Origin of the sequence: Ruminococcus sp. YRD2003, assembly GCA_900109435.1 — a bacterium.
GTDB lineage: Bacteria > Bacillota > Clostridia > Oscillospirales > Ruminococcaceae > Ruminococcus > Ruminococcus flavefaciens_G.
The window spans coordinates 116,492-135,037 of the sequence record FNZT01000010.1 but is presented as its reverse complement, the minus strand read 5'-3'; the positions used below and the strand labels follow the sequence as shown (position 1 = coordinate 135,037).

The 18,546-nt window shown below is 53.9% G+C and carries 18 protein-coding genes and 1 pseudogene; 15 read left to right on the top strand and 4 right to left on the bottom strand.

The window, feature by feature from the left end; all coding sequences use genetic code 11:
• Nucleotides 1-1,529 (bottom strand): annotated as a pseudogene (locus BMX22_RS09680) (hypothetical protein); the annotation flags it as partial.
• A gap of 534 nt (nucleotides 1,530-2,063) precedes the next feature.
• On the opposite strand from BMX22_RS09680, the gene BMX22_RS09675 reads away from it, so the two are divergent.
• The 15 genes from BMX22_RS09675 (at nucleotide 2,064) to BMX22_RS09605 (ending at nucleotide 15,190) form a co-directional block, all read left to right on the top strand.
• Nucleotides 2,064-3,035 carry a glycosyltransferase family 2 protein gene (locus tag BMX22_RS09675; RefSeq protein ID WP_074742269.1) on the top strand — a complete coding sequence of 324 codons (972 nt, stop codon included), beginning with the start codon at nucleotides 2,064-2,066 and terminating at the stop codon, nucleotides 3,033-3,035.
• A 23-nt stretch (nucleotides 3,036-3,058) separates the two neighbouring features.
• Nucleotides 3,059-4,153, top strand: coding sequence for a hypothetical protein (locus BMX22_RS09670; RefSeq protein ID WP_074742268.1), 1,095 nt, complete (start codon nucleotides 3,059-3,061; stop codon nucleotides 4,151-4,153).
• Between the two features lie 3 nt (nucleotides 4,154-4,156).
• Nucleotides 4,157-4,657, top strand: coding sequence for a 5-(carboxyamino)imidazole ribonucleotide mutase (purE, locus tag BMX22_RS09665; protein ID WP_074742267.1), 501 nt, complete (start codon nucleotides 4,157-4,159; stop codon nucleotides 4,655-4,657).
• Nucleotides 4,657-5,310 (top strand): HAD hydrolase-like protein, encoded by a 654-nt coding sequence (locus tag BMX22_RS09660; protein WP_074742266.1) that lies wholly within the window; start codon nucleotides 4,657-4,659, stop codon nucleotides 5,308-5,310. Before purE ends, BMX22_RS09660 begins: the two co-directional genes overlap by 1 nt.
• 4 nt (nucleotides 5,311-5,314) lie before the next feature.
• The gene (locus BMX22_RS09655) at nucleotides 5,315-5,539 is read left to right on the top strand and encodes a DUF6440 family protein (protein ID WP_074742265.1); all 225 of its coding nucleotides are present in this window, start codon (nucleotides 5,315-5,317) and stop codon (nucleotides 5,537-5,539) included.
• A gap of 242 nt (nucleotides 5,540-5,781) precedes the next feature.
• Nucleotides 5,782-6,501 carry a phosphoribosylaminoimidazolesuccinocarboxamide synthase gene (purC, locus tag BMX22_RS09650; RefSeq protein ID WP_074742264.1) on the top strand — a complete coding sequence of 240 codons (720 nt, stop codon included), beginning with the start codon at nucleotides 5,782-5,784 and terminating at the stop codon, nucleotides 6,499-6,501.
• 3 nt (nucleotides 6,502-6,504) lie between these two features.
• Nucleotides 6,505-7,929 (top strand): amidophosphoribosyltransferase, encoded by a 1,425-nt coding sequence (locus tag BMX22_RS09645; RefSeq protein ID WP_074742263.1) that lies wholly within the window; start codon nucleotides 6,505-6,507, stop codon nucleotides 7,927-7,929.
• A 182-nt stretch (nucleotides 7,930-8,111) separates the two neighbouring features.
• The gene (gene purM / locus BMX22_RS09640; protein ID WP_074742262.1) at nucleotides 8,112-9,149 is read left to right on the top strand and encodes a phosphoribosylformylglycinamidine cyclo-ligase; all 1,038 of its coding nucleotides are present in this window, start codon (nucleotides 8,112-8,114) and stop codon (nucleotides 9,147-9,149) included.
• A gap of 399 nt (nucleotides 9,150-9,548) precedes the next feature.
• On the top strand, nucleotides 9,549-10,418 hold the full coding sequence (locus tag BMX22_RS09635; protein ID WP_074742261.1) for an expansin EXLX1 family cellulose-binding protein: 870 nt from the start codon (nucleotides 9,549-9,551) through the stop codon (nucleotides 10,416-10,418).
• 15 nt (nucleotides 10,419-10,433) lie between these two features.
• Nucleotides 10,434-10,904, top strand: coding sequence for a DUF3592 domain-containing protein (locus BMX22_RS09630; protein ID WP_074742260.1), 471 nt, complete (start codon nucleotides 10,434-10,436; stop codon nucleotides 10,902-10,904).
• 15 nt (nucleotides 10,905-10,919) lie between these two features.
• Nucleotides 10,920-11,543: a phosphoribosylglycinamide formyltransferase gene (gene purN / locus BMX22_RS09625; RefSeq protein ID WP_074742259.1), complete on the top strand. Its 624-nt coding sequence runs from the start codon at nucleotides 10,920-10,922 to the stop codon at nucleotides 11,541-11,543.
• Entirely contained in the window at nucleotides 11,540-12,133 is a 594-nt protein-coding gene (locus BMX22_RS09620; protein WP_074742258.1) for a putative ABC transporter permease, read from the top strand. The genes purN and BMX22_RS09620 overlap by 4 nt, the downstream gene beginning before the upstream one ends.
• A gap of 224 nt (nucleotides 12,134-12,357) precedes the next feature.
• Nucleotides 12,358-13,071, top strand: a complete 714-nt coding sequence (locus tag BMX22_RS09615) for an IMP cyclohydrolase (RefSeq protein ID WP_074742257.1) — start codon at nucleotides 12,358-12,360, stop codon at nucleotides 13,069-13,071.
• On the top strand, nucleotides 13,071-13,979 hold the full coding sequence (locus BMX22_RS09610) for a hypothetical protein (protein ID WP_074742256.1): 909 nt from the start codon (nucleotides 13,071-13,073) through the stop codon (nucleotides 13,977-13,979). The genes BMX22_RS09615 and BMX22_RS09610 overlap by 1 nt, the downstream gene beginning before the upstream one ends.
• Nucleotides 13,980-14,008: 29 nt before the next feature.
• Nucleotides 14,009-15,190, top strand: a complete 1,182-nt coding sequence (locus BMX22_RS09605) for a phosphoribosylaminoimidazolecarboxamide formyltransferase (protein ID WP_074742255.1) — start codon at nucleotides 14,009-14,011, stop codon at nucleotides 15,188-15,190.
• Nucleotides 15,191-15,430: 240 nt separating this feature from the next.
• Here BMX22_RS09605 and BMX22_RS09600 read toward each other — a convergent pair whose 3' ends face one another.
• Genes BMX22_RS09600 through BMX22_RS09590 form a run of 3 tightly spaced genes read right to left on the bottom strand, consistent with a single transcriptional unit; the run spans nucleotide 15,431 to nucleotide 18,491 of the window.
• Complete coding sequence (locus tag BMX22_RS09600) at nucleotides 15,431-16,147, bottom strand: hypothetical protein (RefSeq protein WP_074742254.1); 717 nt, start codon at nucleotides 16,145-16,147, stop codon at nucleotides 15,431-15,433.
• A 10-nt stretch (nucleotides 16,148-16,157) separates the two neighbouring features.
• A complete protein-coding gene (purD, locus tag BMX22_RS09595; protein WP_074742253.1) occupies nucleotides 16,158-17,444 on the bottom strand; it encodes a phosphoribosylamine--glycine ligase in 1,287 nt (428 codons plus the stop codon).
• An 18-nt stretch (nucleotides 17,445-17,462) separates the two neighbouring features.
• A complete protein-coding gene (locus tag BMX22_RS09590) occupies nucleotides 17,463-18,491 on the bottom strand; it encodes a hypothetical protein (protein WP_074742252.1) in 1,029 nt (342 codons plus the stop codon).
• Between the last annotated feature and the right edge of the window lie 55 nt (nucleotides 18,492-18,546).

The window sequence follows — 18,546 nt, the reverse complement described above, 5'->3', positions numbered from 1 at the left end:
GCTGCTACTGCGGAGGCGATGTCGTCTATGACGGGTGCCTCTTCCTTGACGGGAGCTGCCTGCTGAACGGGTGCGGCTGCCTTGGGTGCGTTCTGTGCAGCTTCAACTGCTGCGGATATATCGTCGATGACGGGCGCCGACGCCTGATATACGGCGGGCTCGATAGCCTTGGGTGCTTCTTCGATCACTGATGCAACGTCGTCGATAGCGGCTGCCTCAGCCTGATGAACGGCAGGCTCAAGAGTCTTGGGCGCGTTCTGCGCAGCGTCTACGGCTGCGGATATATCGTCGATTATCGGAGCCTCAGCCTGATATACGGCGGGCTTGAGCGCGCTCGGTGCTTCTGCGGCGGGCTCGGCTGCCTTGGGTGCGTTCTGAACGGCTGCCTTGACGCCGTCGTCGGCGGGAGCTGTCTGCTGTGCGGGCGCCTCTGCCTTGGGTGCGTCGTTGTTGACCGAGTTTACGCCGAAGAGCTGGTTCGCAATGAGATCCCACTCGCTTACGGTCTCTGCATCCTTTGCGGGCGACGGTGCCTGTTCGGGTGCTTCATACCCTGGAGCGTTGGTGCGGGCTGCTTCGAGAGCTGCGGATATATCGTCGATGACGGGCGGTGCTGTGGGCTTTGCGGACTCAACAGCGGAGAGGCTCTCCTCTGCCACGTCGATAACGCTCGAATCGTTGTCATATGTACCCGCTGAAGGCTTTTCGGGCGATTCTATGGAGAACATACTGAGAATGTCGTCCTGTGCGGAGGGAGCGGGGGAGGGTGCTGTCTGCACGGGAGCGGGCGCAGGCTCGGCTGCGGGCTGAGGTGCGGGCGCTATATTTGTATTTGCAGCTGCGATGGCTGCGGATATATCGTCAATAACGGGCGGAGCTGAGGGTGCTGCCTCCTGAGCGGGGGCGGGCTCTGACTGAGAGGGTGCGGGGATCGCGAACTGTGAGAGGAAGTCGTCCTGCTTTGCGCTCTCGGGAGCGGGTGCCTCGGGCTGCGGCTTGTTCACTGCGAACTGAGCAAGGAAATCATCCTGCTTTTCGGGCTCGGGAGCGGGCTCTGCCTGCGGCTTGCTGATAGCGAACTGTGCAAGGCTGTTGTCGATAGCGACGCCTGTTCCCGGGATAGTCGCGGCTGGATTTGCGGGCCGGGCGGGAGCCTCCTGAACGGGCTCCTGAACGGGCTTCTGCACAGGCTTGGGGGCGGCGGGCTTGGCTGTCTGGTCTTTGGTGATCTTTGCCGCAGATCCGCCGAGCGGCACGATGCCCTCGTCTACTATGCCCTTCTTTGCTCTGAGCTTTTCCTCCTTGAGAAGGAGCTTCATCTCCTTCTGGTCGGATTTTATCATTTCCTTGGCAATTTTTGTCTTGCATTTTTCACAGGTGAGCTCGCCGAGGTCGGTCATTATGCCGCCTCTGTGGTAGCGAGTCACGTTCTCGGACTTCAGGAGGTTTATTCCACAGCCTGTCTTCTTTTCGTTGAAGGTGCCGTGTACCTCGTCGTTGAAGGAAGTCGTTACGAGCCTAATATCCATAACATTCTCCAATCCTGCGTTGACCGCAGCTCCGCTTTACGGCAGCGAGCAGCCGATTTCTGTGACCGAACTATCGGTCCCCCAAACGCTTTGCTCTGACAGGTGGCAAACGGCTTGAACAGAAAGAGCGACAGACTGCCACAGGACACAAAGCGATACCATTACAGGTATATTATACCCGATACAACAAAAAAAATCAACAGTTTTTTCATAATAAAACCGAAAAATTATACCAAAAATTAATTTTTCGGCGGAAATAACAAATTGTTATTGATTTTTTTGTCAGAATCTTCTGTTTAGGTTAGTAAAAAATGAGAAAAGTATACATTTTGACTATGCTGTTTCAATGTTTTACTGTAAAAAGATTTAAGTGAATTCATATTTATGGAGAGTTTGAAAAAATATATGTGAAAATTTACAAAATTACCCCTTCGGCTATTGCAGTATCCTTTCGTTTGTAGTATAATTAATGGTGTATTTATTATTGTCGGAAACGGCTCGCGCCGCTGTACGATATCCCCGAGGAGGCAGACAATGAAGCTCATTTCAGTCGTTGTGCCCTGCTACAACGAGCAGGAGGTGCTCCCGCTGTTCTACGACGAGATAATCAAGGTCTCGAACGCCATGAAACAGGAGCATCCCGATATCGATTTTGAATTCCTTTTTATTAACGACGGTTCAAAGGACCGTACTCTCGAAATTTTCAGAGAGCTCGCCGATAAGGACGAGCGCGTAAGATATATCTCCTTTTCAAGGAATTTCGGAAAGGAGGCAGGTATGTACGCGGGCCTCAAAAACGCCAAGGGCGACTTCGTGGTCGTCATGGACGCCGACCTTCAGCATCCCCCCGCTTTCCTGCCGCAAATGTACAACTATGTCAAGGACGGCGAGTTCGACTGCGCAACAACACGCCGTGTCAGCCGCACGGGCGAGTCAAAGATACGCTCGTTCTTCGCGAGAATGTTCTACAAGATAATGAACAAGATATCCCAGACCGAGATAGTCGACGGCGCTCAGGACTTCCGCTTCATGTCGAGGCAGATGGTCGATGCGGTGCTCGCTATGTCCGAGTATAACCGATTCTCAAAGGGCATTTTCAGCTGGGTAGGGTTCCGCGTTCAGTATATGCCCTATGAGAACGTCGAGCGCCTTGCGGGGACTACTTCGTGGTCCTTCTGGGGTCTCTTCAAATACTCGCTCGAGGGTATCATGGCGTTCTCGACCGCGCCCCTTTCGTTCTCGATATTCTTCGCCATTTTCGGCGCGCTGCTCTCGGTGCTCTTCGCAATTGCGGGTATCGTGACCATGTTCTTTATGCCCGCTCTCGGAGCTGCTCTGCTCGTCATCGGCGCACTCCTCCTCGTCGGCGCTTTCCAGCTCGGCTGTACGGGGATACTCGGTATGTACCTCGGCAAGACCTACATGGAGGTCAAGAACCGCCCCATCTACCTCACGGGCGAGACCGACGAGATGTACCGCGAACGCAGAAAGAATGCCGATAAGTAACAGCTTTCGGGAGGTGAGCCGCCTTGAATAAGCAGACAAGGCTGGTGGTGTCGTTCCTGTTCATCATCCTGATAATCCTTGCGGCGGCGATAACACACTTCTACTTCAGCGTTCCCGAGAATACTGCTACGAAAAATTCACAGTCGGAGATAGTGCACAAGGGCACTGCCGACGGCAGCGGCCGCTATATCTTCACCGACGCTAACGGCAGATACGGCGTCGCCGACTCCGAGAACAGGATATTGATAGCATCGGAGTGGACAGACCTCCGCTTCGCTGACCCGAATATGTGCATCGCGGCGCGAGGTATCGGCAACAGTAAACAGTTCGGCTGCGTCGACTTCGACGGGAATGTGGTCGTACCGCTGATATACAGCGGTATCTCCAAGCTCGAGGCGGGCGGCGGTACGTACTATTCCGCGGAGAGCAGCTCCGACGGGCGGTATGTCCTCTACGACAGGCACTTTGAGCCGTGCTTCCGCAGAACGTGGAGCTCGTGTGCGGTGCAGGACGACGGGCTGCTGCTCATCGACGGAGGCGGAAGATATTCGTTTTCCCACAGCAGCGACGGACTGCTGTTCAACCGTGCCGTGTACGACGGCGAGGCGGGTACGTGCCCGTACAGCGTCGAGATAAACAGCCGCGTGCTGCTCTCAAAGCTGTCGCCCTCTATGATCGAGGATATGACGCGTATCACCGAAAAATACATAGAATATGCCTTCACGGGCAGCAGTGAGGCACTCTCGGAGATAACCGAGAAGAAACACGCAGAGGATTTCAGACAGCTTTTCCGCGGCGACAGCAGGCTGCTCTCAAAAAAGCTCGTCGGTATTTCCGATGTCCATATCTACTCCGTGAGAAGCAAGAACGATATCCCTTGCTATGAGGTGTCGTTCGCGGCGGATACGGAGATCGCATATTCCGATGAGGACGGAGAACAGAAGGCTCTCCGCGATAAGTATAAGGCGGCTGTGAGATTCAGCGGAGGCTCGGAGAGCGAACTCAAGGCGGTATCGGCTCAGTTCGAGAAGGACGCCCCCGATTATCCGCAGCCCGAGGTAAAGGATGAAAAGCCCTCCGATACAGGCGAGAGGGCGGAAAATACAGAAGGAGAATAGAAAATGTCTAAAAAAGTTGCAGTTATCATGGGAAGCGACAGCGACTTCCCAGTTGTAAAGTCGGCTCTCACCGAGCTCAAAAAGTACGGCGTAGAGTTCGAGTGCCGCGTCATGAGCGCGCACAGGACTCCCGCTGAGGCGTGCGAGTTCGCTTCAAATGCAAGAGCAAACGGATTCGGCGTTATCATCTGCGCGGCAGGTATGGCGGCTCACCTTGCGGGTGTGGTCGCGGGACATACCACGCTCCCCGTTATCGGTATCCCGATGAAGTCGAAGGCTCTCGAGGGCGTGGATGCGCTCCTCGCCACTGTTATGATGCCTCCCGGAGTGCCCGTTGCTACCGTCGGTATAGACGGGGCGAAGAATGCGGCTGTGCTCGCGGTGCAGATGCTCTCCCTTTCCGACGACGGGCTCGCCGAGAAGCTCACTGCCGAAAAGAAGGCTATGGCTGACGGCGTTGCCGCTAAGGATAAGGCTCTTCAGGAGCAGATAGCCGCACTTTGATGAAAAACTATAAATACCTTTTATTCGACCTCGACGGTACGCTCACCGATTCGCGCGAGGGTATCATGAACTGCCTGCACTATGCGTCGGACAGGCTCGGTTTCGAGTTGCCCGATGACCCCGACCGCTTTCTCGGTCCGCCGCTCGGAGATTCGTTCGCGATGTTCTGCGGTATGGACAGGGAGCACGCAGATGAGGCTGTGCGAGTTTTCCGCGAGAGGTACTCGACCGTCGGGCTGTTCGAGAACAGTGTCTATGACGGCGTGGAGGAAGCGCTCGCGGCTCTGAAAAGCGCGGGCTTTTACCTCGCGGTCGCGACCTGCAAGCTCGAATGCTATTCCGTGAGGATAATGGATAAATTCGGCTTGACAGACTGCTTCGGCGTCATCGGCGGCGCGGACGCGTCGGTCGGGCGTATAACCAAGGCACAGGTCATCGAGGATGTGCTCGCAAGGGCGGGCGTCACGGACCGCTCGCAGGTGCTTATGATCGGCGACAGGAAAAATGATGTCGTCGGCGCGCATCAGGCAGGCATAAAATGCCTCGGCGCACTGTGGGGCTACGGCTCGCGGAAGGAGCTCGAGGAGGCGGGCGCGGACTGTTTCGCCGAAACTCCGCGGACGCTCGCTGATATGATACTCGGAAAGGAATGATACCATGTTCGACAAAAAGGAAAAAAAGCGTGCTCGCTTTATCGTCACTCATGAGCAGAGGCTCGAAAAGACGCTGGGTCTGGGCGCGCTTCAGATACTCGTTGACACCGAAACAGGCGTCAACTACATTAATACCGTCGGCGAGGGTTATTCGGGCATTACGCCTCTCCTCGGCGCGGACGGAAGAGTCATCGTGACAACTGTCACCGACGACATCACGGAGGAATAAGCTCACAATTTCCGCATCGAAGCGGGATTGCATATACATTTATAAGGCAACACCGCACAAAGCCCGCCAGAATGCTTTGTACTGGATATGCTTGCATATTTTCCGTCATCTTGCACAGAAATCCCTTGACATACGTCAGTATGCCTGCGGAATTTCTATACAATCTGACGAAAAATCTGTCGGCGCATCTCCAGCACAAGCTTTGTGCGGTATTGCCATAAATCTCAAGGAGGATTTTTGAAATGGAAAACATCGTTAAAAAGGAACAGCTCTATGAGGGCAAGGCCAAGAAGGTCTATGCTACCAACGACCCCGACCTCGTTATCGTTGACTACAAGGACGACGCTACCGCGTTCAACGGCGAGAAGAAGGGCACTATCGCAGGCAAGGGCGTCATCAACAACAAGATGACGAACTATATGTTCAAAATGCTCGAAAAGGAAGGCGTTCCCACACATCTCGTAGAGGAGATAAGCGACCGCGAGACTATCGTTAAAAAGGTTTCCATCGTTCCCCTTGAGGTCATCATCAGAAATGTTGCAGCAGGCAGCTTCTCAAAGAGAATGGGCGTTGAGGAAGGCAAGCAGCTCCTCTGCCCGATACTCGAATTCAGCTATAAGAACGACGACCTCGGCGACCCCTTCATCAACGACTACTACGCTCTCGCTCTCGGTATCGCTACAAAGGAAGATATCGACACTATCTCAAAGTATGCGTTCAAGGTGAACGAGTTCATGGTGAAGTTCTTCAAGGGTCTGAATATCGACCTCATTGACTTCAAGATAGAGTTCGGCAAGACAAGCGACGGCACTATCATCCTCGCTGATGAGATATCTCCCGATACCTGCCGCTTCTGGGATTCCACCACTCACGAGAAGCTCGACAAGGACCGCTTCCGCAGAGATATGGGCGGCGTTGAAGAAGCTTATCAGGAAATCATGAAGAGACTGATGGGAGAATAAGCTATGGGCGGATTTTTCGGTGCGGCTTCCAAAAATGACTGCATAACTGATGTTTTCTTCGGTACGGACTACCACTCCCACCTCGGCACACGCCGCGGCGGTATGACGTCCTACTCCGAGGACAAAGGCTTTCAGAGGAACATTCACAGTATTGAAAATTCACCCTTCAGGACAAAATTTGAAGACGACGTTGTTAATATGAGGGGCAAGCTCTGTATCGGCTGTATCAGCGATACTGACCCCCAGCCTATCCTTGTACGCTCGAAAATGGGGCTGTATGCGGTGTGCTCCGTCGGCATAATCCGCAATGCAGACGCTCTCGTGGACGAGCTCCTCGAGAACGGCTGCGCAAACTTCGAGGCTATGTCGAGCGGAAATATCAACTCGGGCGACCTCATCGGTGCGCTCATCGCTCAGCGCGGAAGCTTCGTTGACGGCATCCGCTACGCTCAGAGCAAGATAGAGGGAACTATGTCCCTTATCATACTCACCAAGGACAGCATCATCGCTGCCCGCGACAAATACGGCAGGCTCCCTATCGTCATCGGCAAGCGCTGGGACGGATACTGCCTCTCTACCGAGAGCTTCGCTTTCCAGAAGCTCGGCTACGAGACATACAAGGAGCTTCAGGCGGGCGAGATAATCCGCATGACTGCCGACGGCGTGGAGGTGCTCGCTGAGGGCGACCCCTCGCAGATGAAGGTCTGCACCTTCCTGTGGACTTACTACGGCTATCCCACAGCCTGCTATGAGGGCGTGAACGTTGAGGTCATGCGTACCCGCAACGGCGAGATAATGGCTGAGAACGACATAGCCGCAGGCAAGCTCCCCGATGTGGACTATGTGTGCGGTGTGCCCGATTCGGGTACTCCTCATGCTATCGGATATGCAAACAGGAGCGGCATACCGTTTGCACGCCCCTTCATCAAGTACACACCTACGTGGCCGCGAAGCTTCATGCCGACGAACCAGAGTATGAGAAATGTGGTCGCGAAAATGAAGCTCATTCCCGTTCACGAGCTCATCGAGGGCAAGAAGCTCCTCTTCGTGGACGACAGTATCGTACGCGGTACCCAGATGCGCGAGACCGTCGAGTTCCTCTATGAGAACGGCGCCAAGGAAGTGCATATGCGCTCTGCCTGTCCGCCTATCATGTACGGCTGCAAGTACCTCAACTTCTCGAGAAGCCACTCCGAGCTCGAGCTCATAGCACGCCAGATAATCGACGAATTCGAGGGCGAGGAGGGCGTCAAGTACATCGCCGAGTACAGCGATACCAACACCGAGCGCGGCAAGCGTATGCGCGACGAGATATGCAAGCGCCTCAAGCTTACATCTCTCGAGTTCCAGTCGCTCGAGGGCAAGGTAAAGGCGGTAGGGCTCCCCGAGTGCAACCTCTGCACCTACTGCTGGAGCGGAAAAGAATAACAAGCCGTCAGCCTTTAGCCGTTAGCCGTTAGCTTGTGGTGTCCGCTTCGCGGACATAGCCGAAAAGTCGGCTCAAATCGGCATTAAAAAATATCGCCGCAAGTCGATACCATTAGCTAATGGCTAAAAGCTAATGGCTAAAGGCTTTCATCAAGCATTGAAATGATATGGAGGACTAAAACATGAACAACAGTTTTTCCGAGAGCTACAAGAAGGCAGGCGTTGATGTGACCGCAGGCTACAAGTCCGTCGAGCTCATGAAGCAGCATATCGCCCGCACTATGATACCCGGCGTTCTCGACGGTATCGGCGGATTCGGCGGCCTCTTCGAGCTTGATCTCACAGGCATAAGCAAGCCCGTTCTCGTTTCGGGTACGGACGGCGTAGGCACTAAGATAAAGATCGCGTTCATCATGGATAAGCACGACACCGTCGGCATCGACTGCGTCGCTATGTGCGTGAACGACATCATCTGCTGCGGTGCAAAGCCTCAGTTCTTCCTCGATTATATCGCCTGCGGAAAGAATATCCCCGAGAAGATCGCAAATATCGTTTCGGGTGTGGCTGAGGGCTGCGTACAGGCTGAGTGCGCCCTCGTGGGCGGCGAAACTGCCGAGCACCCAGGTCTTATGCCCGAGGATGAGTACGACCTCGCAGGCTTCTCCGTCGGCGTTGTCGACAAGGATAAGATACTCAAGCCCGATACTCAGAAGGCGGGCGACGTCCTCATCGCTATCAAGTCGAGCGGCGTTCACTCCAACGGTTTCTCGCTCGTAAGAAGCGTGTTCGACGTGAACGAGGAGAAGCTGAATATGCACTTCGATGACCTCGGTGCTACCCTCGGCGAGACTCTCCTCACTCCTACAAGAATTTACGTTAAGGCTGTGATGAGCCTCCTCAAGGCGGTAAACGTGAAGTCGATATCCCACATCACGGGCGGCGGCTTCTATGAGAATATCCCGCGCTCGCTCCCCAAGAACCTTGCGGCTAAGATAGAGCGCAATGCTGTTCAGGTACTGCCTATTTTCGACCTCATCAAGCGCTGCGGCGATATCCCCGAGCGCGATATGTTCAACACCTTCAATATGGGCGTCGGTATGGTGGTCTGCGTGGACAAGAACGACGCTGACAAGGCTGTTGCAGCTATCAAGGCAGCAGGCGAGGACGCTTATATCCTCGGCGAGCTCGTTGAATCGGAAGAGGGCGTAATCATCTGCTGATTCCACTGATATCGCGCGGAATAATTCCGCGGGCGAACGATTATGGAACGGAAGAAGGGGACGCCTTCACTTCTGAACATACCCTTAACAGAAAAAGTGGGCTACCGTGCCGCAAAGTAGGGAAGGGTGTTCAGTAAATTGCGAAACTGGCTGAAGGGACACCCTTCCTTGCAAGGCGTCCCCTCTCGAAAAACAGCTCACTGGGCTGTTTTTCGATTCACCCCTTGCGAGGCGCCTTCGATTAATTTCGCCGTTCTTTAAAAACTGTGAACGGCGACCAAGGGCGCTGCCCTTGGAACCTGCAAGCCTTTGAAAAGGCTTGAGCGAAACTTTCGGTTTCGCGCGGAAGATACACAAACATTAAGTAGTTCTCCGCGATCGATACGATAAGGTGATGTTATGAAAAAGCTGACAGTATTGGCTGCGGCGGCAGTTGCTATTATGACCGCGACGGCTGTTCCCGCATTCTCTGCGGAAGATATCCCCATGGACTATAACTCGGACGGGCGCGTCGATTCATTCGACCTCATCTCTGCACGTAAATCAGGTGCGGATAAGGCGGAATTGCAGGCTCTCTCGGATTTCGTTCTCGGCAAGCCGACCTCGGCTTCGGGCGGCTATGACAGCGAGTTCACCATCGACGAGAGCTGTATCCTCGAGCCCAAAGGCACCGTCCACACGGGCGAGGGTACCTTCTACGGGGGCGGTTACGAGGGCGGTCATGCTATGCTCGACCCCGTATCACGCGATTACTGGATTGTCGCGATGAACCATTCCGACTACAACAGCGCTCAGCTCGCGGGGGCTTACCTTGAAGTCACGGGCGAGCTCGGCACCATTAATATGCTCGTCACCGATGAGCTGCCCGAGGGCAAAAAAGGCGACCTCGACCTCTATACCGACGCTTTCCCGCTGATAGCGCCCGTGGAAAAGGGGAGAGTGTCCGTAAGCTGGAAGATAGTACCGCTCGATTCCGCGGAGGACGCTCCCGTGTGCTATAAGTACAAGGAGGGCACAACACAGTTCTGGTGCGGAGTTCAGGTGCGCAATCACCGCTATCCGATAACTAAGCTCGAATATCTGAAGGACGGCGAATGGACTGAGATAGAGCGGCGCCCCTATAACTACTTTGAGTCGCGCGAAATGGGCGCGGGACCGTTCGATTTCCGCATTACCGACATCTACGGTCAGGTCATAATCGACAGAGATATCCCGCTCTCGGAGGACGATACCGAGATAATTCAGGGACACGTTCAGTTCCCGAAATAAAGAGGAGGGTATGCGATGAAGGTCGGTCTTCCCGATTACATCTGGGCAGTCGTTTCATTCATAATTGTCGGCGTGACGTTCCACTACGGCTGTCTGCTGTATGGGCTCCTTGCCATATACCTTCTTATGGTGGGGCTCTTTATGTGGCATATCTCGACCGTCAGAAAACGCATGAGCCGCACTGTCGCGGTATTCGGCACTGTCTCCGACTACCACGAGGCTGTGGAGGTGCGCAGACATTATTACCCGATAATGAAATATGAAACGGAGGACGGCAGAGCCGTCAGCTCCGTCTATACTGTGGCGGATACCGTTATGAGATACGAGATAGGCTCGCAGGAAATGATATGCTATGACCCCGATGACCCTATCTTCTTCTACTTCGCGAACAGAGAGAACGATATGGTGAAGGACTACTACCGCTTTATCATATTCGGCAGCGTGCCTGCGCTGTTCGTGCTGATGATAATCGTGTTCGCACACTGACAGGAGGGCTCACCAATGAAAAATATAGTTGTACTCGTCTCGGGCGGAGGTACTAATTTGCAGGCTCTTATCGATGCCGAAAGATCAGGTATCATCAAGGGCGGTAAAATTACCTGCGTCATCTCCTCGAAGGAGGGCGTTTATGCTCTTGAGAGAGCCTCGAAGAACGGCATTAAAAGCCGCGTTATCCCGCGGAAGGAGTATCCCGATATAGCTTCATATACGAAAGCAGTCACCGATGCTCTCATCGCGGAGAAGGCTGACCTCGTCGTTTATGCGGGATTTATGACGATTCTTGATGAACAGGTGACCAAGGCGTTCCCGTACAAAATGATGAACGTTCACCCTGCACTGATACCGTCGTTCTGCGGTAAGGGCTTCTATGGGCTGCACGTCCATGAGGCGGCGCTCGCGGCGGGAGTAAAACTCTCGGGGGCGACAGTACACTTCGTGACCGAGGTCTGCGACGGAGGTCCGATAATTTTGCAGAAGGCTGTTCCCGTTGAGAACGATGACACGCCCGAAACCCTCCAGAAACGAATCATGGAGCAGGCAGAGTGGAAGATACTCCCCGAAGCCGTTTCGCTCTTCTGTCAGGACAGGATAGAGATACGCGACGGAAAGGCTTACGTAAAATGAGCTTCGCGGAGATAAAGGAAAAACAGCTCGTTCAGAAGGCTTTCCTGTGGTTCTGGATGTATGCGGTGTTCGGTTGGTGCTATGAGGTGTTCATGGAGGTCTTCATCAAGCATTGGGGATTCCACAACAGGGGAGTGCTCTTCGGTCCGTACTGCCCGATATACGGCGTGGGGGCTCTGCTGTTCCTGTTATGCTTCGGGAAGCTGATGAAAAAGAAGGAGCCGAAATGGCTCGTGTACGTAAAACCTGTGGCTGTCTTCGTCGGATGTATGGCTGTCGCGACTGCGGTCGAGCTGATAGCTTCCTACATCATGGAGTTTCTCACGGGCGCGTGGCCGTGGCAGACGTATTCCGAGTATAAGTATAATTTCCAGGCGCGCATCGCTCTGCCGACGTCACTTCGATTCGGGCTCGGCGGTGTGCTCTTCCTCTACGTCATTCAGCCCATATACGAGTGGCTCACGAATAAGCCGAGCAGAAAGGCTCTGAACATCATCGCTTTAGCCGTGCTGCTCATAGTCGCCGCGGACTTCATCTACGTCAAGGCAACAGGTTATGAGCCTGTTCTGGCGGAGGTACCGTCGTCCTAATTGTAGGGGCGCCCTTTGGGCGTCTGATGATAATACAATGTTGCGGACTGCCAAAGGCAGCCCCTACAAATCGTTTTCGTATAGTAAATATGTGAGGCGCAGGCGCACGGATAAGCAGCGCACCAAATCTTTGATTTGGATTGCGATACTATATGCAGCTTTGCTGTAATGCGCCCCTACACAATATGAATCAAACTCAAAAAATCCGAAAGGAGTTAATCAATATGAAAAAGTTAGACATCGCACAGGAGCTGAGTTCGAACGCTTACCCAGGAAGAGGTATCGTTATCGGTAAGTCCGAGGACGGAAAGTTCGCCGTTACCGCTTACTTCATCATGGGCAGAAGCGAAAACAGCCGCAACCGCGTTTTCATCAAGGACGGCAAGGGTATCCGCACCGAGGCTTTTGACCCCTCGAAGCTCACAGACCCGCACCTCATCATCTATGCACCCGTGAGAGTGCTCGGCAATAAGCTCATCGTCACTAACGGCGACCAGACCGATACTATCTACGAGCTCATGGACAAGCAGTATACTTTCGAGCAGTCGCTCCGCTCACGCGAGTTCGAGGACGATGCTCCCAACTATACGCCCCGTATCTCGGGCATCCTCCGCTTCGACGACAAGGGCTTCAACTACGCTATGTCTATCCTCAAGAGCGCTAACGGCAACCCCGATTCCTGTCAGCGCTATACTTTCAGCTACACCAATCCCATAGCGGGTGAGGGTCACTTCATTCACACCTACATGGGCGACGGCAGCCCGCTCCCGAGCTTTGAGGGCGAGCCCAAGCTCGTCGGCATCAGCGGCAGCATAGACGAGTTTACCGATATGCTCTGGAACAATCTCAACGCCGACAACAAGGTTTCCCTTTTTGTCCGCTATGTGAAACTTGATGACGGTTCCGAGGAGACACGTATCGTAAACAAGAACAAGTAATGCAGGGGATAAAAAAACGGCTTGCGGTGCTTCTTGCGGCGGCACTTCTGCCTTTTGCAGGGTGCGGCTCAAAGAAAGCGGCGGAGACTTTAAATATTGCCGACCTGCCTGATACCGTTTCGGACGAGATAGTGGACTTGCCCGAAAATCAGGCTGCGTACAGACGCACATCATATCAGTATGAGGACGGCGAGATGACCTGCAAACGCTATGACGACTTTGACGAGCACGATAACATTATCAGGTCAGAGACCGTCGGCGACCCCGAAAATATGCAGATGACCGAGGTCTACTGCTATACCTATGACGAAAACGGCAACGTCACGGAAAAGACCCAAAGCTATATAAACCCGCCGTCTACCGACAGGAAGACTTTCTTCTATGACAGGTTCTATTATTATCCCGATGGAACGATGAATTATCATGTGAATTACATGGAGGACAATGATTCGGGACTGTGGCGGAAGAATTATTGCAGGGAATATGACAGCCGAGGAAGTGAGATACTTTATCTGAACTATGACGCCGACGGGAAGGTCTTATACCGCTCTGAAACAAAATGTGAGTACGGCAGCGGCGGTGAGCTTATAAAGGAAACGTGGCAAGACGACGGCTTGTCACAGGTGACCGAGTTTACCTACGATGAAGCGGGAAATGTTCTCACGAAGGTGAGGACGGAGTCCTCGGATGATTCAGACGATAGCACTGTGTACACAACAGAGTGTTCATACGACAGCAAAGGTGATCTCATAAAAGAGACACAAAAGGTCTCAAACGGCGATTCAAGTTCAACAGAGTATGAGTACGACGACAAGGGACGCCTGATATCCAAGGATATCGTTGAATTGAATGCAGACAAGCATACTGAGTACAGCTACCGATACGAATACGAGGACATAAATAGCTAATTATGATTTATTATAAGGAGGACATTATCATGTCAAACGAAATGCAGTTGAAATACGGCTGTAACCCCAATCAGAAGCCTTCAAGAGTCTATATGGCTGACGGCAGCGAGCTCCCGATAGAGGTGCTCTGCGGTCGTCCCGGCTATATCAACCTGCTCGATGCTCTCAACGGCTGGCAGCTCGTCAAGGAGCTCAAGGCTGCTACGGGTGTTTGCGCAGCAACTTCCTTCAAGCACGTTTCTCCCGCGGGTGCTGCTATCGGCAGACCGCTCAGCGATGACCTCAAAAAGATATACTGGGTGGACGACCTCGGCGAGCTCACTCCTCTCGCAAGCGCTTATGCAAGAGCACGCGGCGCTGACAGAATGTCCTCTTACGGCGACTTTATCGCTCTCTCGGACAAGGTCGACGTATGCACCGCAAAGATGATACAGCGCGAGGTTTCCGACGGCATTATCGCTCCCGACTATGACCCCGAGGCTCTCGAGATACTCAAGTCCAAGCGCAAGGGCACTTACTGCATACTCAAAATAGACCCGAGCTACAAGCCCGCTCCTATCGAGACTAAGCAGGTTTACGGCGTTTCCTTCGAGCAGGGACGCAATGAGCTCGATATCAACCGCGAGCTCCTCTCCAACGTCGTTACCGAGAACAAGAATATCCCCGACGACAAGAAGGACGACCTCCTCATCTCGCTCATCACGCTGAAATATACACAGTCCAACTCCGTATGCTACGTCAAGGACGGTCAGGCTATCGGTATCGGTGCGGGTCAGCAGTCGCGCATACACTGCACACGCCTCGCAGGTCAGAAGGCTGACAACTGGTGGCTGAGACAGTCTCCGCAGGTAATGGGCTTGCAGTTCGTTGACGATATCCGCCGCGCAGACCGCGATAACGCTATCGATGTCTACATCGGCGACGAGTACGAGGATGTGCTCCGCGAGGGAGAATGGCAGCGTATCTTTAAGGTTAAGCCCGCTGTTTTCACACGCGAAGAAAAGAAGGCATGGCTCGCTAAGAATACGGGCGTTTGCCTCGGCTCCGATGCTTTCTTCCCCTTCGGCGACAACATCGAGCGCGCTAAGAAGTCGGGCGTTGAGTTCATCGCTGAGCCGGGCGGCTCTATCCGCGATGACAACGTTATCGAGACCTGCAATAAGTACAACATCGCTATGGCGTTCACAGGTATCCGCCTGTTCCACCATTAAGTGCGAAGCTCCCGACTTTCAGTCGGGAGCTTTTTGCGTGGTCGTTCCTACAGTTTGCAGCCGCGAGTTGGTTGATAAGGCGCGGACGCCCAAAGGGCGCCCCTACGAGTGGTTGCAGGAGGGGCGTTCGTGTATTAATGGGCGGTCGGGGACGCCCGCCCCTACAGGTGGTTGCCGCGGGGTGGCGGTGTGTTGGCGGGCGCAAAAATCCCCTCTTTTTCGCAAAAGAGGGGATACGTTTTATTCTTTTTCGTCGCTTTTGGCTGCCTCGGGCTCCGATTCGATCACCTCTGCGGGAAGCTCTGCCTTCTTCGTCTTGCCGCTATCTACTATAAGAGGGTCGCTGAACATCGTGCTCTTGTACTCTGCCACACGCGCTTTGTCGCCGTAGCAGTCTATCTCTATCTCCTCACGGCTTCGGAAGAACCTTATCGCTCCGAACAGCAACGTAAAGCTGACTGCGTTCACAAGTACGCTGAAATATACTCTTATCCCGAATATCGCACCCATCATCCCAAAGAATATCATTCCGATACAGATGACTACCGATACCTCGTATTTCGTGTTGTCGGGGTCGAGCTGCAAAAACGAGAAGCAGACCGCTCCCGACACTACTGCGTGTACTATGGCGAGCCACATCGAATACGGTTGGTAGAACTCTATCCTGCCGCTGTTAAGCTCAAGTACCATTATCAGCGCTTCGAGTATGATGTACGCCGTATAGCTGACTTTCAGCAGCCGCCTCAGCCTGAGTGAGACCGAGAGCAGATAGTCGGAGTACAGCAGTAAGCCGAAGCCCAGAAATTCTGTGCAGTATGCCGTCGTCTCGAGGACACGCGAGAAAATGGAATCTACATGGAATGTCAGGTAGTAAATGTAGCATATTATGCCGAAGGCAACGAACAGCGCATTGCCGACGAGACTCAATAACAGTCCCTTTTCAAGCTTTTCCTGCATAGTCCGCTCCTTAGCCGAGCGCCTTGAGGGCTCTCTGTCCGATGTCTTTTCTGTAGTGAGCTCCGTCAAAGCTTATTGCCTCAACGCCCTTGTAGGCTGTCGCCAATGCCTGCGGGAGAGTATCGCCCTTTGCCGTCACGCCGATGACGCGTCCGCCGTTCGTGAGGAAGCTGCCGTCTTCACCGAGCTTCGTGCCCGCGTGATATACGAAGCAGCCCTCGACCTGTCCCTTTTCGTCGAAGCCGTTCATCTTTATGCCCTTGGGATAGCTCTCGGGATAGCCGCCGCTCGCCATTACTACGCAGGCACAGCTGCCCTTGTGCCACTTGATGTTCACCTTGTCGAGTGTGTGGTCGTATATCGCCTCGAATACCTCGTAGAGGTCCGCGTCGAGCATCGGGAGCACTACCTGCGTTTCGGGGTCGCCAAAGCGGCAGTTGTACTCTATTACCTTGGGACCCTTGGGGGTGAGCATGAGTCCGAAGTAGAGGCAGCCCTCGAAGGTGCGACCCTCTGCGTTCATTGCGTTCATGGTCGGGAGGAATATCTTCTCCATGCACTCCTTCGCTATATCTTCGGTATAGTAGGGGTTCGGGGAGACTGTACCCATTCCGCCTGTGTTCAGTCCCTTGTCGCCGTCAAGCGCGCGCTTGTGGTCCATTGAGGATATCATCGGGACCATTGTCTTGCCGTCTGTGAAGCTGAGGACAGATACCTCGGGGCCCGTAAGGAACTCCTCGATGACTATTCTTGCTGAGCTCTTGCCGAATTTCAGCTCGTCTATCATATCGTGTACCGCTTTGACTGCCTCGTCCTCGTTCTGTGCGATGATAACGCCCTTGCCGAGTGCGAGTCCGTCTGCCTTTATTACCGCGGGATAGCTGTTCTGCTCTTTGAGATATGCGATGGCTTTGTCGCTCTCGGTGAATACCTCGTAGAAGGCTGTGGGGATACCGTACTTCTTCATCAGCTCCTTCGAGAATACCTTTGAGCCCTCGATTATAGCCGCGTTAGCCTTGGGACCGAAGGTCATGAAGCCTTCTGCCTGCAACCTGTCTACCATTCCGAGCACGAGCGGGTCGTCGGGAGCTACCACTACCATATCGGGCTTCAGCTTCTTTGCGAGCTCGACTATGCCGTCAATATCGGTCGCGCTGACGTTGAAGCACTCCGCAAACTTGGAAATACCGCCGTTTCCCGGAGCGCAGTACAGCTTGCCTACGTGTTTGCTCTCCGCGAGCTTCATTATTATGGCGTGCTCGCGCCCGCCGCCGCCTACTACAAGTACATTTTTCATATCATTTTCCTCCGTTGGTCACTTTATTTCTATCTGTTCGTACAGCTTTCCGAGCTCTGCCGTGAAGTCTTCGTAGCCCTCCGCGGGAGCAAGTATCTGTACCTTGTATGCTGTGCCGTGCTCGTCAAAGTAGTATATCTCGCGTTTTAAGTTCATATAGTCCGATTCGAGAACGCATGATACGCAGATTGCTTTTCTGCCCAATATTTCCGATTCGCTCACCGCTACGTCCGTTATCTTGTCCTTTGCGCCGAACTCCTCTGCGTCTGCGGCGGAGAGCTCCTGTGCGGTGCTTCCCGATGTGTCGGCAGTTATTTTCAGCGAGCCGTAGTGCTCGGGCGTGGTCTCGGCTATGTTCGGGCGAAGTGCCGCCTCGGTATCGCTCTTCGAGTGGAAGAACCAGTCCTTGTCGGCGCTGACGGTGAAGTATTCGGTATCGTGTGTCTCGGTCTCGGTCTTTGCCGCTTCGCCGTGATAGGTGATGCCTGCCATTATGTCACTTACCGCTTTCGGTGCCTCTTCGGGCGTGTCCTTCGGGACTGTCGTCACGAGCACGAGCAGGTCGCCGTTTCCGTAGCCTATCGCTTCGTGGTAGAATCTGAGCTCGTTTTTCTCCTCGCTCTCTATGCTTTCCTCGTCCGTGAACTCCGCTTCAAGCAGGTATGCGGGGTGACCGTCCTCGGTCATTTCTGTCTCGGTCACGGAGCCGTACAGCTCCTTGTAGTGGTCGATGACCTCTCCGCAGAAGTATCTCGGCGAGATGTGAGCTTCGCTCATCTCAAGTATGCCGACTGTCGTGCCCTTTTCCTCGTCGACGAACATGAACTCGAAGTCCGAGGGGTATACGCCGCTGAATCGGGAAAAGCGGCTGTTGAGGTCAAGCGTGAAGAGACCGTCTTTTGTGGTGTATTCGGTCTTCTCCGTCGTCTGCTGAGCTGCCTGCGATGCTGAGCCCGAGGAGGAGCTGCTGCCGCTGTCAGCACAGCCGCACAGCGCGAGGAGCACTCCTGCCGCCGCTAAAGCCGCAGCTATCCTTGTATGAATCATTTTTATCTCTCCAATGCGCCGAGCGGGCGCGCGCAGTTTCACGGTTCACTTCCTT

Bases quoted from the DNA above. Each gene is read 5' to 3' on its own strand.
- purM (WP_074742262.1), top strand. From the start codon at position 8,112: ATGAACAACAGTTTTTCCGAGAGCTACAAGAAGGCAGGCGTTGATGTG.
- purE (WP_074742267.1), top strand. From the start codon at position 4,157: ATGTCTAAAAAAGTTGCAGTTATCATGGGAAGCGACAGCGACTTCCCA.
- BMX22_RS09655 (WP_074742265.1), top strand. From the start codon at position 5,315: ATGTTCGACAAAAAGGAAAAAAAGCGTGCTCGCTTTATCGTCACTCAT.
- BMX22_RS09615 (WP_074742257.1), top strand. From the start codon at position 12,358: ATGAAAAAGTTAGACATCGCACAGGAGCTGAGTTCGAACGCTTACCCA.
- BMX22_RS09675 (WP_074742269.1), top strand. From the start codon at position 2,064: ATGAAGCTCATTTCAGTCGTTGTGCCCTGCTACAACGAGCAGGAGGTG.
- BMX22_RS09645 (WP_074742263.1), top strand. From the start codon at position 6,505: ATGGGCGGATTTTTCGGTGCGGCTTCCAAAAATGACTGCATAACTGAT.
- BMX22_RS09600 (WP_074742254.1), bottom strand. From the start codon at position 16,147: ATGCAGGAAAAGCTTGAAAAGGGACTGTTATTGAGTCTCGTCGGCAAT.
- purD (WP_074742253.1), bottom strand. From the start codon at position 17,444: ATGAAAAATGTACTTGTAGTAGGCGGCGGCGGGCGCGAGCACGCCATA.
- BMX22_RS09605 (WP_074742255.1), top strand. From the start codon at position 14,009: ATGTCAAACGAAATGCAGTTGAAATACGGCTGTAACCCCAATCAGAAG.
- BMX22_RS09620 (WP_074742258.1), top strand. From the start codon at position 11,540: ATGAGCTTCGCGGAGATAAAGGAAAAACAGCTCGTTCAGAAGGCTTTC.
- BMX22_RS09635 (WP_074742261.1), top strand. From the start codon at position 9,549: ATGAAAAAGCTGACAGTATTGGCTGCGGCGGCAGTTGCTATTATGACC.
- BMX22_RS09660 (WP_074742266.1), top strand. From the start codon at position 4,657: ATGAAAAACTATAAATACCTTTTATTCGACCTCGACGGTACGCTCACC.
- BMX22_RS09630 (WP_074742260.1), top strand. From the start codon at position 10,434: ATGAAGGTCGGTCTTCCCGATTACATCTGGGCAGTCGTTTCATTCATA.
- purC (WP_074742264.1), top strand. From the start codon at position 5,782: ATGGAAAACATCGTTAAAAAGGAACAGCTCTATGAGGGCAAGGCCAAG.
- BMX22_RS09590 (WP_074742252.1), bottom strand. From the start codon at position 18,491: ATGATTCATACAAGGATAGCTGCGGCTTTAGCGGCGGCAGGAGTGCTC.
- purN (WP_074742259.1), top strand. From the start codon at position 10,920: ATGAAAAATATAGTTGTACTCGTCTCGGGCGGAGGTACTAATTTGCAG.
- BMX22_RS09610 (WP_074742256.1), top strand. From the start codon at position 13,071: ATGCAGGGGATAAAAAAACGGCTTGCGGTGCTTCTTGCGGCGGCACTT.